This is a genomic window from Pseudacidovorax intermedius (assembly GCF_003350475.1).
Lineage (GTDB): Bacteria > Pseudomonadota > Gammaproteobacteria > Burkholderiales > Burkholderiaceae_C > Xenophilus > Xenophilus intermedius.
On record NZ_QQAV01000003.1, the window covers coordinates 382,973 to 395,737 of the forward strand.

Genomic DNA, 12,765 nt, shown 5'->3' on the forward strand with positions numbered 1-12,765 from the left:
ACAACGTGATGTGGGCGACGCCGCAGCGGGCGGGCATGCGCGACGTCGTGCGCCCGCGGGTCTCGGTCAGTGGGCGAGCGCCTGCATGCGCGACAGCAGCAGCGCGCGCTGGGCCTGGTTCTGCGTCAAGTCCGCCGCCTGGCGATAGGCCTCGCGCGCCTCGGCGATGCGGCCCAGGCGCTCCAGCACGTCGGCGCGCGCACCGTGCAGGTAGGGATAGCGCTGGAGCTGCGGTTCCCCGGCCAGGGCGTCCAGCACGGGCAGCGCCGCAGCGGGGCCTTCGGCAAAGCTCAGGGCCACGGCCCGGTTGAGTGCCACCACCGGCGATGGATGGCGCGCCAGCAGCCGGTCGTAGCCGGCCACGATGGCGTGCCAGTCGGTGTCCTCGGCGCGGGCTGCGCGCGCATGGCAAGTGGCAATGGCGGCCTGCAATGTGTAGGGGCCATCGGGATCGAGCCGCTGGGCCCGCGCCAGCGCGCCGAGCCCCCGCTGGATCAGCAGGCGGTCCCAGCGCCGGCGGTCCTGGTCCGGCAGCAGCACGGGACGGCCCTGCGCATCGAGCCGGGCCGGCAGGCGGCTGGCCTGGATCTCCAGCAATGCCGCCAGACCATGCACCTCGGCCTCGTTCGGCAGCAGATGCTGCAACTGTCGCGCCAGGCGCAGCGCCTCGTCGCACAGCGCCGGGCGCAGCAGGCTCGCGCCACTGCCCGCGCTGTGGCCTTCGTTGAAGATGAGATAGACCACCGCCAGCACGGCCCCCAGTCGCTGCGTCCGCTCGCCCGCATCGGGCAGCTCGTAGGGCTGGCCCTTAAGCGCCTTCTTGGCACGCACGATGCGCTGGGCCACCGTGGCCTCGGGCAGCAGGAAGGCGCGCGCGATCTCGTGCGTCTCCAGTCCGCCCAGCAGGCGCAGCGTGAGCGCCACCTGCGACTCGCGCGGCAGTACCGGATGGCAGGCGATGAAGATCAGCCGCAGTTGCTCGTCGCCGATCGCGGCCTGGTCGCGCGCGGCATCGAGCTGATCGGCGAAGTCCGGCACCACCTGCGCGCCCAGGGCCTCGTCGTCGGCGGCAAGCTGCGCATGCTCGCGCTCCAGCATGGCGCGGCGGCGCAGGCGGTCCAGCGCCTTGTTGCGTGTGGCGGTCATCAGCCAGGCTGCCGGGTTGGCGGGTGGGCCATCGCGCGGCCAGGCATCGAGGGCGGCCAGCAGGGCGTCCTGCGCGCAGTCCTCGGCCTCGTCCAGGTCGCGCAGCAGCCTGGCCGCCGCGCCCACCAGGCGGCCGCGCTCGATGCGCCAGACGGCGGCAGCGGTGTCGGCATGGTGCGGCGGCATCGGCGGCGTGTCGGGCGACCTGTCAGGCGCCGTCGTAGGCCCGCTGCAGCGCTGCGAGGTCGATCTTCTGCATGCCCCAGACCGCCTGGAACACGCGCTGCACGCGCGCCGCGTCGGGGTCGTTGACCATGCGGAACCACGCCTGGGGAATGATCTGCCACGACAGGCCCCAGGCATCGCGCACCCAGCCACAGGCGAGCGCAGTGCCACCGCCCGCGGGCAGCTGCTCCCAGAGGTGGTCGATCTCGGCCTGGTCCTCGCAGGCCACGGTGAGCGAGAAGGCCTCGTTCAGCTTGAAGTGCGGCCCGCCGTTGAAGGCCGTCATCTGCAGGCCCAGCAGCTCGACGTGCTGCAGCATGACGGTGCCGGCCGGCCCCGGCGCGTTCTCGCCCCAGTGCTGCGTGTGCAACACGCGGCCACTGCCGGGACCGAAGACCCGCAGGTAGTGGGCCACCGCGTCTTCAGCGCCTTTCTGGTACCAGATGAAGGGCGTGAGCTTGTTCAGCATCTCCATGGCGATCTCCTTGCTCAGGCGTTGGGCGGCATGCCGCTCATGAAGGCCAGCTCCCAGATGTGGCCATCCAGGTCCTCGAAGCCATGGCCGTACATGAAGCCATGGTCCTGCGGCGGCCGTGGCACGGCGGCGCCGGCGGCGCGGGCCTTGGCCACGAGTTCGTCCACCTCTTCGCGACTCTCGCACGAGAGGCACACCAGCACCTCGGTGGCGGTCTTCGCATCCACCAACGGCTTGGCGGTGAAGCCACGGGCGAAGTCCTCGGTCAGCAGCATGGCGAAGAGGTTCTCGCCCAGCACCAGGCAGGCGCCGTGTTCGTTGGTGAACTGCGGGTTGAAGCGGTAGCCCAGCGCCTCGAAGAAGGCCTTGCTGGCCGGCAGGCTCTTGCAGGGCAGGTTGATGAAGATCTGCTTGTGCATGCGGATTCCTTTCAGGGGGTGGAAGACGATTCGGCCAGCGCCTTGAGCCGGTGCAGGGCCTTCGGCCACATGCCGTCGAGCATCGCTGCATGTTCCTCGCTCCAGCCTTCCAGCCGCAGCTGCAGGCGGGTGCCGCCCTCGGAAAGTGGGGCGAGGGTGTAGCGCTCATGCATCGGTGCTGAATCGGGCAGGGGCGGCGTCATCGGCTGGCCTTCGCGCAGCTCGCCCAGGATGCGCAGGCTCAGATGCGTGGGCGGCCGGCGCTGCTCGACGACGGCCTCCATGCCGTTGCAGTCGGGGTCGAGGAAGCGCATGCGGCTGCCTTCCGACCAGTCGCCCTCGCAGTACGCCCCTTCGCAGAAGGCACTGGCCCAGTCGCGGAAGGCGACGGGATCGAACAGGCAGGCCCAGACCCGCTCGGGCGTGGCGTCGATGTCGATGGTGTGTTGCTGGTCGCTCATGCCCGGGCCTCCGCGATCTGTTTCAGGTTCTGCAGGCCGTCCTCGAAGTCGCGGCCCACCATGCGGTCCATGTCGATGAAGAGGCCCATGACGCGGCCAATCAGGTTGGCCGGGCCGTGCATGCGCCAGTGCACGGTCGAGCCGCCGCCTGGCGCCGGCTCGAGCAGGAACTCGGCCTGGTTGTGGCCTTCGAAGGGCTTCAGAAAGTCCAGCTGCAGCTGGACCGCCCGACCGGGCTGCTGGCCGGTGAGCGTCATGCTGCCGGTGCCGACCTTGCTGCTTTCCCAGTCGTAGCGCGAGCCGACGCCCGTCGGCGGGCCGCTGTAGTGGCTGCGCATCTGCGGGTCCTTGCGGGCGTAGGGATTCCAGCGGTTGAAGCCCTGCAGCTCGCTCACCAGCGGCCACAGCTGCTCGGGGCTGGCCTGGATGCGCAGCTGGCGCTCGACCGAGAAGGTGGCGGGCCGGGTGGCGGCATAGGCCAACAGGGCCAGCACCAGAACGGCCAGGCCGATCAACACGAAGACGACGATTCTCATGGCGGGTGACTCCTCGGCACGGCCGCCTCAGCGGCCGATCTCCATGTCGCCGCCGGGTCCAAAGTCGGCCTCCTCGTACAGGCGCCGGACCTCGATCTCGCAGGTGATGCCGATGAAGGGGGCCGGGAAGCGGCTGGCCCAGGCGCGGGCCTCCTCTTCGGAGCGCACCTGGATCAGCGTGTAGCCGGCGATCAGCTCCTTGGTCTCGGCGAAGGGCCCGTCGACGACCTCGCGCCGGCCATCGGCGTGGTAGCGCTGGCGCCACCCCTGGCGGCTGGGGCGCAGGCCGGCGCCGTCGAGCAGCACGCCGGCGCGGGCCATCTCCTCGTGGAAGGCGCCCATGTCTTCGAACAGTTGGGCGAACTCGGGGCCGGGCTTGTCGCCGCGCTCGCTGGTGTCCGTCGCGCGGACCTGGATCATGAATCGCATGGCAGGCTTTCTCCTGGTGGGGCGGCAGCGCCTTTCGCTGCCTTCATGCCTACGACGATCCGGCCGGCCCGGAATCGACAGACACCGGGAAACTACCTAGCAAGCCGCCCCTGAGCCGCCGGACGGCGGCTCAGGCGTAGCAGGGCCCTACGCCACGGATCTCGACCGTGGCCCATTCCGCGGCCGGGCAGCGCCCGGCCCAGTGCAGCGCCACGGCCTCGTCCTCGGTGTCGAGCAGGAAGAAGCCGCCCACCATCTCCTTGGCCTCGGCAAAGGGTCCGTCCAGCACCTGCACGTCCTGGGCCCGGCGGGTGAGCCGCCGCGCGGCGGTGCCCAGCGACTCGCGGGCGATCAGCAGGCCGGCCTCCTGCAGTTCGGCGCCGAAGTCCAGCATGCGCTTGTACGCGGCCTCCCCTTCGGGACGGCTGCGCCCGGCGCGCTGGCCCAGCGGTTCGACGATCAGGAGCATGTGCGGCATGGCGGCCTCGCAGGAATGGACGATGGCCGACATTCTGGCGCGGCACCGCGTGGCCCTGAGCCAGCGCCATGGCCGGGCTCTACCCTTCGTACCGCCGCCCCCGGGCGAGCAACTCGGGCGTGCCGATCACGGCATTGAGCCCATCGAAGTTCAGCATCGACGAACGCCAGGGCTCGGTGGTCTGGTGCGCCCGCAGGCTGGCGAAGTAGCCCTGCATGGCATGCGCCAGCGCGCGCACCGTGCCCCCGGGAAAGATGACGATGCGAAAGCCCAGGCGGCCGAGCTCGTCCGCCGGTGTGATCGGCGTCTTGCCGCCTTCCACCATGTTGGCCAGCAGCGGCACGCGGCCGGCAAATTGCTGCGCCGCCTTGGCCAGTTGCTCCGGCGTGCGCAGGGCCTCGATGAAGAGCGCATCGACACCGCAGGCCAGGTAGGCCTCGGCCCGGTCCATGGCGGCGTCCCAGCCTTCCACGGCCAGCGCGTCGGTGCGGGCGAGGACGAGCGTGTCGGCGCTGCGGCGCGCGTCCAGTGCGGCGCGCAGCTTGCCCTGCATCTCGGCGATGGGCACCACGGTCTTGCCGTCCAGGTGGCCGCAGCGCTTGGGAAAGCCCTGGTCCTCCAGCTGGATCATGGCGGCGCCGGCGCGCTCCAGGCCGGCCACGGTGCGCTGCGTGTTCAGCGCATTGCCGAAGCCGGTGTCGGCATCGACGATCACCGGCGTGCCCACCCGCTCGGTGATGTGGGCCAGCGTGTCGCAGACCTCGGTGAAGGTGGTGAGCCCGATGTCGGAGCGGCCCAGCTTCGTGTAGGCGATGGAGGCACCCGACAGGTACAGCGCCTCGAAGCCGGCCTGCTCTGCGAGCAGCGCGCTGAAGGCGTCGTAGACGCCCGGGCACAGCAGGGGCTCGGGCCGTGCCAGGCGCGCGGCAAGCCCGGCGCCTGCAGGAACGGAAGCGCCGCGCCCAGGGCGCGCCGATGAATAAGTTGTCTCGTTCATGTGGTCGTGGATGTGCGCAGGAAGGCTGCCATGTCGTGGGCCGCGATGTAGCCGCCCGCCACCGCGCTGAGCAGGCCGTTGCCGGAGAGGTAGCCGCTGACATGGTTGCCGGAGACGCCCCGCGCCGCGCCGCCCGCCGCCCAGAGGTTGGGCAGCGGCTGGCCCTGGCTATCGAGCACGCGGGTGCGTGCATCGATGTCGAGCCCGCCCTGCGTATGGAACAGGGCGCCGGTCACCTTCACGGCGTAGAAGGGTGCGTCGAGGCGGCGCGGCAGCCGGCGGCCGAAGGCATCGGGCTCGCCCGGCGTCCAGGCAGACAGCGTCTCGCCGAGCGTGCCCGGATCGCAGGCGATGAGCGCCGCCAGCGCTTCGAGCGAATCGGCCCGCCGGACGGCACCGGCGCGCTCGGCCTCGACGAAGTCGGGAAAGCCCTGCGCCAGCGTATGCACCGGCGTGTCGAACACGTTCCAGGCGATGCCGCCGGGCTGGGCGACCACGTGCAGCGCGGCTTCGGAGTAGCCCTGCGACTCGTCGTGGAAGCGGCGGCCTTCGCGGTTGATCTGCACGCCACCCTCGACCATCAGGGCCCAGGTCATCAGCACGCCGTGCGGCACCGCCCAGGAGCCGTGGCCCTGGTAGGCCTGCATGTCCGCGAGGTGTGCGCCCAGCGCCTCGCCCCAGTGCAGCGCGGTGCCGTCGTTGCCGGTGTGGCCGCCGAAGGTGGCCTCGGCCATCTCGGGGATGTAGCGGCGCACCAGCGCGGGCGCCCCACCGTAGCCATTGCAGGCCAGCAGCAGCGCACGGCAGCCGATGGCCTCCACGCTGCCGTCGGGCCGACGGGCGCGCACACCGAGCACGCGGCGCGCCGCGTCGACCACCAGCTCGGTCGCCCGCGCCTCGCAGAGGATGGGCACCGCCGCCGCCTCGACCGCGGCCTCCAGCGCCTGCTCCAGCGCGACGCCGGTGCGGGCGGCCAGCGTGTGCATGCGATGGCGGCTGTGGCCCGGATAGAGAAAGCCCGTCAGCACTTCCCACTGCAGGCCATGGCGCGATTCGAGATGGTCCAGCGCCGGGGCGATGGCCTGCGTGTAGGCCGCCACCAGGGCCGGGGCTGCCGTGCCATGGGCCTTGCCCTGGATGTCCTCGGCGAAGCGCTCCGCACTGTCCTGGACGCCCAGTGCCTGCTGCGCGCGCGTGCCGGCCGCCGGGATGAAGCCGGAGGACAGGCTGGTGGAGCCGCTGGGCTGCGCATCGCGCTCCAGCACCACGGCGTCCACGCCCAGGTCGGCCAGCAGCAGCCCAGCCGTGAGGCCGCAGGCACCGGCACCGACGATGAGCACGTCGGTCTGTACCGGGGCCTCGAAGCCGGGTTCGACCACCACGCGGGCCATGCTGTCCGGCGCCGCTACGCCCGCGGCACCGACGCTCATGCCAGCACCCGGGCGCCGAAGTCGGCGCAGTCCACCACATGGGCGACGGTGGCCATGTCGGCCAGTGCGGTCGCATGGGTCTCGGGCTTGAAGGCGGCGCAGCCGTCGGCCACCACCCAGGTGTCGTAGTCGCGCATGTGCGCATCGCGCACGGTGCTGGCCACCCCGCCGTTGGTGACGATGCCGCACACCGCCACGCGCTCGATGCCGTTCTTGCGCAGCAGCCAGTCGAGCTGGGTGTTGAAGAAGGCGGAGTACGCCACCTTGTGCACCGTGGCGTCGATGACCGGCTGCAGCAGCTCCACATTGGCCTGGCCCCAGCTGCCGGGCGCGAAGTCGCCCTGGCGCAGAAAGGGCCGCAGCGCCAGCAGGTGCGGCGAGATCATGGGCGCACCGCCCACGCCGGGCCACAGCGTGAACTGGCTGGCCACCACCAGGCCGCCCGCCGCGCGCACGGCCTGCGCCAGCGGCAGCACGCGCTCGGGCAGGGCCTGCGCGGCCGGGTTGGCACAGCCGCCGCGCGCATAGGCGCCGCGGGCGTCGAGGAAGTCGTTCTGCAGGTCGATGATGACCAGGGCGGTTTTCATGGTTGGCGAAGGATGAGGTTGCCCAGGGCATCGACCACGGCCTCGAAGCCGGGTTCGAGCCAGACGGTGGTGTCGGCCTGTTCGAGGATGGCCGGGCCGGCGATGCGCGCGCCCACCGGCAGGTCCAGCCGCGCATAGCGCCGCGCCTGCACCCAGTCGCCGCCGAAGTAGACCGGCTGCTCGCCCAGCGGCTCGGTGCGGCCCTCGCCGCGCGGCGCCAGCACCGACAGGTCGAACTTGGGCCGCACGCCGATGAGGGCATAGCGCAGGTTCATGACCCGCAGGCCGATGCCGTCGAGCACGCGGCCGAACTCGGCGCGGTAGGCGGCCTCGAAGGCGGCGCGGGCGGCGTCGGCATCGAGCGCATCGGCACGCACCGGCACGGCCACGGTATGGGTCTGGCCCTGGTAGAGCATGTCCAGCACCAGCTCCTCGCGCACCGACTCGAAGGCCACGCCGGCGCTGTCCAGCCGGGCGCGGCAGTGCGACTCGAAGCCGGCGCGCAGTTCGCGCAGCGCGGCGAAGTCGATGGCGGCCAGGTCCTGGTTGAGGGTCTGCACCGCGTCGTGGCGCATGTCGGCCATCACGCAGCCCAGGGCCGAGGTGACGCCCGGGTAGCGCGGCACGATGCCGGTGACCACGCCCACCTCGCGCATCATGGCGCACACATGCAGGCCGCCACCGCCGCCGAAGGGCATGTAGGCGAAGCGCCGTGGGTCGTGGCCGCGCTCGATGGACACCAGCCGCATCGCGCCGGCCATCTTGGCATTGGCCACCGTGAGGATGGCCTCGGCCGCGGCCAGCACGTCCAGGCCCAGCGGCTCGGCCACATGGCGGCGGATGGCCTCGCGGGCCTTTTCGACATCCAGCGCGCCCAGCAGCCCGCCGCCGAGCGGGCGCTGCGCCGCGATGCGGCCCAGCAGCACATTCGCATCGGTGACGGTGGGCCGCTCGTTGCCGCGGCCATAGCAGGCCGGGCCGGGCACGCTGCCGGCGGACTCGGGGCCGACCTGCAGCATGCCGCCCGCGTCCACGCTGGCGATGGAGCCGCCGCCAGCGCCGATGGTCTCGATCTGGATCATGGGCGAGCGCACCACCAGGCCGAAGTCGATGCTGGTCTGCGAGGCCAGGGCAGCCTGCCCGCCGGCGATGAGCGACACGTCGAAGGAGGTGCCGCCGATGTCGCCAGTGATTACGTCCGGATGTCCCGCCGCCGTGGCGATGGCCGCGCAGGCGATGACGCCCGCGGCCGGGCCGGAGAGCGCCGTGCGCACCGGCAGTTCGCCCGCCGTGCGGCGCGACATCACGCCGCCGTTGCTCTGCACGATCAGCAGCTCGCCGCCGAAGCCGCGCGCGCGCAGGTCGCCGTCCAGCCGCTCCAGGTAGCGGCCGACCACGGGCTGCAGTGCCGCGTTGAGGCTGGCGGTGGAGGCGCGCTCGAACTCGCGGATCTCGGGCAGCACCTCGGCCGCGGCGGTCACATGGTCGTTGGGCCAGAGCGCGCGCACCGCCGCCACCGCGGCCTGCTCGTTGCTGGGGTTGGCATAGGTGTTGATGAAGAACACGCACACGGCCTCGCAGCCCTGCTCCAGCAGCTGGCGGGCGGCGCTGCGCACCTGGTCCAGGTCCACCGGCGTGTGCACGCTGCCGTCGGCCAGCACGCGCTCGTCCACCTCCAGGCGCAGGGCGCGCTCGATCACCGGCTCGAAGCCGCCGCGCAGGCCCCAGGTCTGGGGCCGGTCGCGCCGGCGCATCTCCAGCACGTCGCGAAAGCCGCGGGTGGTGATCAGGCCGGTGCGGGCCACCTTGCGCTCCAGCAGCGCGTTGGTGCCCACGGTGGTGCCGTGGATGATGGTGGCCAGGCTCTGCGCGCCGCGGTCGTCCACGCGCGCGATGCCGTTCATGAAGCCCACCGATTCTTCGCCGCGGGTGGAGGGCACCTTGACGATCTCGGCGGTGCCGGCCGCCTCGTCGAGCACGAAGAGGTCGGTGAAGGTGCCGCCGACGTCCACGCCGACGACACGGGTGCGCGCGTCGCTCATGGCTGTTCTCCTGGGTGGGCCGCGTCGGCTGCGTCGGCCAGGTAGCCGCGGCGGGCATCCACCGCGCGTTCGTCGGCGCTGCGCTCCGCGGGCGGACCCCAGCCACCGCCGCCGGGGGTTTCGAGCCGCACGCGGTCGCCGCGCTCGAGCGTGATGCCCAGCATCTTCGACACCATGGGCGGCGTGTGCCACGCGCCCTGCGAATGCCAGCTGAAGCGGTTGGCCTGCGCATCGCCGCCACCGGCGATGCCCTTGGGCGCCGACTTGCCGCGCTCGCCGAAGACGAAGGCCTGGGCCTGGCGCTCCAGCAGTTCGATCTCGTAGACGGCACCCAGGCCGCCGCGGTGCGTGCCGTCGCCGCCCGAGCCCGGGCGCAGCGCCCATTCGGTGAAGCGCACCGGATAGGCGGCCTCCAGGATCTCCAGCGGCGGGATGGTGGCGGTGGAGATCGGCGCATTGCCGTGGTTGAGGCCGTCGCCGCCCGCATGGGCACCGTGGCCGCCACCGAAGAAGCTGAACATCACCCAGCGCTGGCCGCTGCGCGCGCCTTCGCTGCGGTGGCCGGCGATGGACAGCGCGTTGATGGTGCCGTAGGCCTGGGCCACGGCGCGCCGTGGATCGGCCTGGGCCGCGGCGCTGAAGATCACGTCGATCATGCGCAGGATGGTCTCGGTGTAGCCGCCCACCGGCCGCGGGCGCTGCGCCGTGATGACCAGGCCTTCGGGCATGACGAACTCCACCGCATCGAGCACGCCGGCATTGGCCGGCACCTCGGGAAACAGGTGCTTGAGCGCCACGTAGCAGGCCGCCACGGCCGTGGCGCGCGAGATGTTGACGGGACCCTGGCATTGGGGCGAGCTGCGCGAGAAGTCCAGCACCAGCCGCTCGCCCTGCACCGTCATGTCCAGCGCGATGGTGAGGGCCTCGTCCGTCACTCCGTCGTTGTCGAGCACGTCCGAGAAACTGTAGACACCGTCGGGCAGCGAGGCGATCTGCGCGCGCATCAGCCGGCGGGCGCGCTCGCGCAGCGCCTGCAGGGCCTGCAGCACCACGGCGTCGCCGTAGGCATCGAGCAGTTCGGCCAGGCGGCGCGCGCCCAGCTCCAGCGCAGCCAGCTGGCCGTTGAGGTCGCCCCACAGGCTGTCGGGCAGACGGGTGTTGGCCCGCAGGATGGCCAGCACGTCGGGATTGATCTGCCCGCCCTGCACGATGCGCACCGGCGGGATCTGCACCGCCTCCTGCCAACATTCGGTGGCGGCGGGGTTGTAGTTGCCCGGCACCGCGCCGCCCACGTCGTGCCAGTGCGCGGCCGAGGCCAGGAAGCACAGCAGCCGGCCGTCGCGGAACACCGGGCGCACCAGCTTGAAGTCGTTGGCATGGGTGCCGCCCTCGTAGGGGTCGTTGAACAGCCAGACCTCGCCGTCGCGCATGCCGCCCAGGGACTCGGCCGCGCGCTTGGCGGCGCGCACCGCGAAGGCCATGGCGCCCACGAACACGGGCAGGCCCGACTTGCCCTGCACCAGCGTGTCGCCGCTCGCGGCGTCGTACAGGCCGTGGCAGGCATCGTGCGCCTCGGCAATGATGGGATTGAACGCGCTGCGGTAGAGCGTCGCGTCCATCTCGTCGGCGATCTGCTCGAGTCGCCCCTTGAGCACCGCCAGCGTGACGGGGTCGAGTGTGGCTTCAGACATGGGATTCCTTGGAGAAGCGTTGCTTGAGTTCGTTGAGCAGGCCGCCGGCGCGCACCCGCGCCATCAGAAAGGCGGGCACGGGGTCGCAGGCGAGCATGCGGCCGTCGGCGGCCCGCACCTGGGGCTGGTCGGGGTCGTCCACGGCCAGGCCGATGCGCTCGCCTTCCTGCAGCGCGGCCACGGCGGGGCAGGTCAGCAGCAGCAGGCCGACGTTGAAGGCGTTGCGGAAGTACAGGCCGCTGTAGCTGGGCGCGATGACGGCGCGCACGCCCAGGGCCACGAGCACGGACGCGGCCTGCTCGCGCGAGGAGCCGATGCCGAAGCCCGGCCCGGCCACCACCACGTCGCCGGGGCGCACCTGGGCGGCGAACTCGGGCCGCATCGATTCGAGGCAATGGCGGGCGATGACGTCCATGCCGAACTTCATGGCATGGCCGGGGGCCAGCGCATCGGTGTCGACGTTGGCGCCCAGGCGCCACACGCGGTGGCCGGCTGCGGCGCTGTCGTCGCCGGGGAGAGAAGACGGGCTCATGACGGGGTGCTCGGCGACGAAGGAGCGACGACGGAAGAACGCGACTCCGCGAGCAGCTCGCGCGGATCGGTGATGCACCCCCGCAGCGCCGAGGCCGCCACGGTGTAGGGCGAAGCGAGGAACACCTCGGCCTGCGCCGAGCCCATGCGGCCCTTGAAGTTGCGCGCCGTGCTGGAGATGACCCGCGTCGCGCCCTGGATGGCCTGGCCGTAGCCGGCGCAGGCACCGCAGGCGCTGGGCAGCAGCTCGGCGCCTGCATCGCGCAGCACCTGGGCCACGCCGGCCGCCTCGGCCCGCTGCCAGTCGTGCACGCTGGCCGGCGCCACCAGCAGCCGCATGCCGGCGGCGATGCGGCGGCCCGCCAGCACGCGGGCGGCGGCCTGCAGGTCCTCCAGCTTGGCGCCGGTGCAGGCGCCGATGTAGGCCAGCTGCACCGGCTCGTCCGCCACGGCATCCACCGTGCGGCCGTTCTGCGGGCTGTGGGGCAAGGCCACCATGGGCACGAGTTGCGTCGCATCGAAGTCGTGGTCAATGCACGCGGCGTCTTCATCGGTCTGCCAGCGGGCGAGTTCCTCGTCGCTCACCGTCACACCCACCTCGCGCAACCAGGCGGCGGTCGTGGCATCGGGCGCCACCAGGCCGGCCTGGGCGCCCAGCTCGGCGCTCAGGTTGGACAGTGTCATGCGCTCGGCCATCGAGAGGCCGCGCACCGTGTCGCCCGCGAACTCCACCGCCTGGTAGTCGCCGCCGTTCATGCCCAGGCGGCCGATCATGTGCAGCATCATGTCCTTGGCGCACACGCCGTCGGCCAGCCGGCCCTGCCAGCGCATGCGCAGGGTGCGCGGCACCTTCACCCAGATCTCGCCGGTGACCACCACGCCCAGCATCTCGGTGCTGCCGATGCCGAACATGTAGCTGCCGAAGGCGCCGCCGGTGGGCGAGTGCGAATCGCCGCCGACGCAGAACAGGCCCGGGCGCAGGTGCCCCTTCTGCGGCAGCACCACATGGCAGATGCCCTGGCTGTCGTGCACATGGGGCAGGCCCTGCTCGGCCGCCCAGTCGCGCGCGATGCGCACGATGCGCCGCGCGTCGTCGTCGGCCTCGGGCACGAAGTGGTCCATCACCAGCACCACGCGGGACGGATCCCAGATGCGCGCGCCCAGCTCCTCCAGCATGGGCTTGAGCCGCCGCGGGCCGGAGGAGTCGTGGAACATGGCCAGGTCCACACGGCAGTTGACGATCTCGCCTTCGCGCACCGCGGGTATGCCCGCGGCTTGCGCGATGAGCTTCTGCGCCAGGGTCTGGGGGGTGCTCATG

14 protein-coding genes are annotated in these 12,765 nt (G+C 72.0%); all 14 read right to left on the reverse strand.

What is annotated here, in order from left to right; all coding sequences use genetic code 11:
• Positions 1 to 66: 66 nt before the first annotated feature.
• On the reverse strand, positions 67 to 1,332 hold the full coding sequence (locus DFR41_RS11290) for an RNA polymerase sigma factor (RefSeq protein WP_114802764.1): 1,266 nt from the start codon (positions 1,330 to 1,332) through the stop codon (positions 67 to 69).
• Between the two features lie 22 nt (positions 1,333 to 1,354).
• Positions 1,355 to 1,846: a VOC family protein gene (locus tag DFR41_RS11295; RefSeq protein WP_017762322.1), complete on the reverse strand. Its 492-nt coding sequence runs from the start codon at positions 1,844 to 1,846 to the stop codon at positions 1,355 to 1,357.
• A gap of 14 nt (positions 1,847 to 1,860) precedes the next feature.
• Positions 1,861 to 2,265 carry a VOC family protein gene (locus tag DFR41_RS11300; RefSeq protein WP_017762321.1) on the reverse strand — a complete coding sequence of 135 codons (405 nt, stop codon included), beginning with the start codon at positions 2,263 to 2,265 and terminating at the stop codon, positions 1,861 to 1,863.
• Positions 2,266 to 2,276: 11 nt separating this feature from the next.
• Positions 2,277 to 2,726, reverse strand: a complete 450-nt coding sequence (locus DFR41_RS11305) for an SRPBCC family protein (protein ID WP_114802765.1) — start codon at positions 2,724 to 2,726, stop codon at positions 2,277 to 2,279.
• Complete coding sequence (locus tag DFR41_RS11310) at positions 2,723 to 3,262, reverse strand: SRPBCC family protein (RefSeq protein WP_017762319.1); 540 nt, start codon at positions 3,260 to 3,262, stop codon at positions 2,723 to 2,725. The genes DFR41_RS11305 and DFR41_RS11310 overlap by 4 nt, the downstream gene beginning before the upstream one ends.
• A 27-nt stretch (positions 3,263 to 3,289) precedes the next feature.
• Entirely contained in the window at positions 3,290 to 3,691 is a 402-nt protein-coding gene (locus tag DFR41_RS11315) for a YciI family protein (protein WP_017762318.1), read from the reverse strand.
• A 130-nt stretch (positions 3,692 to 3,821) separates the two neighbouring features.
• Positions 3,822 to 4,169: a YciI family protein gene (locus tag DFR41_RS11320; protein WP_043113886.1), complete on the reverse strand. Its 348-nt coding sequence runs from the start codon at positions 4,167 to 4,169 to the stop codon at positions 3,822 to 3,824.
• 79 nt (positions 4,170 to 4,248) lie between these two features.
• Positions 4,249 to 5,166, reverse strand: a complete 918-nt coding sequence (locus DFR41_RS11325) for an isocitrate lyase/PEP mutase family protein (RefSeq protein ID WP_017762316.1) — start codon at positions 5,164 to 5,166, stop codon at positions 4,249 to 4,251.
• Positions 5,163 to 6,557 (reverse strand): FAD-dependent oxidoreductase, encoded by a 1,395-nt coding sequence (locus DFR41_RS11330; protein ID WP_043113889.1) that lies wholly within the window; start codon positions 6,555 to 6,557, stop codon positions 5,163 to 5,165. Before DFR41_RS11330 ends, DFR41_RS11325 begins: the two co-directional genes overlap by 4 nt.
• A 35-nt stretch (positions 6,558 to 6,592) precedes the next feature.
• Positions 6,593 to 7,183 (reverse strand): cysteine hydrolase family protein, encoded by a 591-nt coding sequence (locus tag DFR41_RS11335; protein WP_114802766.1) that lies wholly within the window; start codon positions 7,181 to 7,183, stop codon positions 6,593 to 6,595.
• Positions 7,180 to 9,225, reverse strand: a complete 2,046-nt coding sequence (locus tag DFR41_RS11340; RefSeq protein ID WP_114802767.1) for a hydantoinase/oxoprolinase family protein — start codon at positions 9,223 to 9,225, stop codon at positions 7,180 to 7,182. Before DFR41_RS11340 ends, DFR41_RS11335 begins: the two co-directional genes overlap by 4 nt.
• Complete coding sequence (locus DFR41_RS11345; RefSeq protein ID WP_114802768.1) at positions 9,222 to 10,916, reverse strand: hydantoinase B/oxoprolinase family protein; 1,695 nt, start codon at positions 10,914 to 10,916, stop codon at positions 9,222 to 9,224. Before DFR41_RS11345 ends, DFR41_RS11340 begins: the two co-directional genes overlap by 4 nt.
• The gene (locus DFR41_RS11350) at positions 10,909 to 11,448 is read right to left on the reverse strand and encodes a LeuD/DmdB family oxidoreductase small subunit (protein ID WP_114802769.1); all 540 of its coding nucleotides are present in this window, start codon (positions 11,446 to 11,448) and stop codon (positions 10,909 to 10,911) included. The genes DFR41_RS11345 and DFR41_RS11350 overlap by 8 nt, the downstream gene beginning before the upstream one ends.
• The gene (locus DFR41_RS11355; RefSeq protein WP_114802770.1) at positions 11,445 to 12,764 is read right to left on the reverse strand and encodes a 3-isopropylmalate dehydratase large subunit; all 1,320 of its coding nucleotides are present in this window, start codon (positions 12,762 to 12,764) and stop codon (positions 11,445 to 11,447) included. Before DFR41_RS11355 ends, DFR41_RS11350 begins: the two co-directional genes overlap by 4 nt.
• Position 12,765: the final 1 nt, after the last annotated feature.

What these genes read in the sequence shown, in the direction of transcription:
- DFR41_RS11315 (WP_017762318.1), bottom strand. Translation starts at nt 3,691, where the DNA reads ATGCGATTCATGATCCAGGTCCGCGCGACGGACACCAGCGAGCGCGGC.
- DFR41_RS11330 (WP_043113889.1), bottom strand. Translation starts at nt 6,557, where the DNA reads ATGGCCCGCGTGGTGGTCGAACCCGGCTTCGAGGCCCCGGTACAGACC.
- DFR41_RS11355 (WP_114802770.1), bottom strand. Translation starts at nt 12,764, where the DNA reads ATGAGCACCCCCCAGACCCTGGCGCAGAAGCTCATCGCGCAAGCCGCG.
- DFR41_RS11290 (WP_114802764.1), bottom strand. Translation starts at nt 1,332, where the DNA reads ATGCCGCCGCACCATGCCGACACCGCTGCCGCCGTCTGGCGCATCGAG.
- DFR41_RS11300 (WP_017762321.1), bottom strand. Translation starts at nt 2,265, where the DNA reads ATGCACAAGCAGATCTTCATCAACCTGCCCTGCAAGAGCCTGCCGGCC.
- DFR41_RS11350 (WP_114802769.1), bottom strand. Translation starts at nt 11,448, where the DNA reads ATGAGCCCGTCTTCTCTCCCCGGCGACGACAGCGCCGCAGCCGGCCAC.
- DFR41_RS11340 (WP_114802767.1), bottom strand. Translation starts at nt 9,225, where the DNA reads ATGAGCGACGCGCGCACCCGTGTCGTCGGCGTGGACGTCGGCGGCACC.
- DFR41_RS11345 (WP_114802768.1), bottom strand. Translation starts at nt 10,916, where the DNA reads ATGTCTGAAGCCACACTCGACCCCGTCACGCTGGCGGTGCTCAAGGGG.
- DFR41_RS11305 (WP_114802765.1), bottom strand. Translation starts at nt 2,726, where the DNA reads ATGAGCGACCAGCAACACACCATCGACATCGACGCCACGCCCGAGCGG.
- DFR41_RS11295 (WP_017762322.1), bottom strand. Translation starts at nt 1,846, where the DNA reads ATGGAGATGCTGAACAAGCTCACGCCCTTCATCTGGTACCAGAAAGGC.
- DFR41_RS11310 (WP_017762319.1), bottom strand. Translation starts at nt 3,262, where the DNA reads ATGAGAATCGTCGTCTTCGTGTTGATCGGCCTGGCCGTTCTGGTGCTG.
- DFR41_RS11325 (WP_017762316.1), bottom strand. Translation starts at nt 5,166, where the DNA reads ATGAACGAGACAACTTATTCATCGGCGCGCCCTGGGCGCGGCGCTTCC.
- DFR41_RS11320 (WP_043113886.1), bottom strand. Translation starts at nt 4,169, where the DNA reads ATGCCGCACATGCTCCTGATCGTCGAACCGCTGGGCCAGCGCGCCGGG.
- DFR41_RS11335 (WP_114802766.1), bottom strand. Translation starts at nt 7,183, where the DNA reads ATGAAAACCGCCCTGGTCATCATCGACCTGCAGAACGACTTCCTCGAC.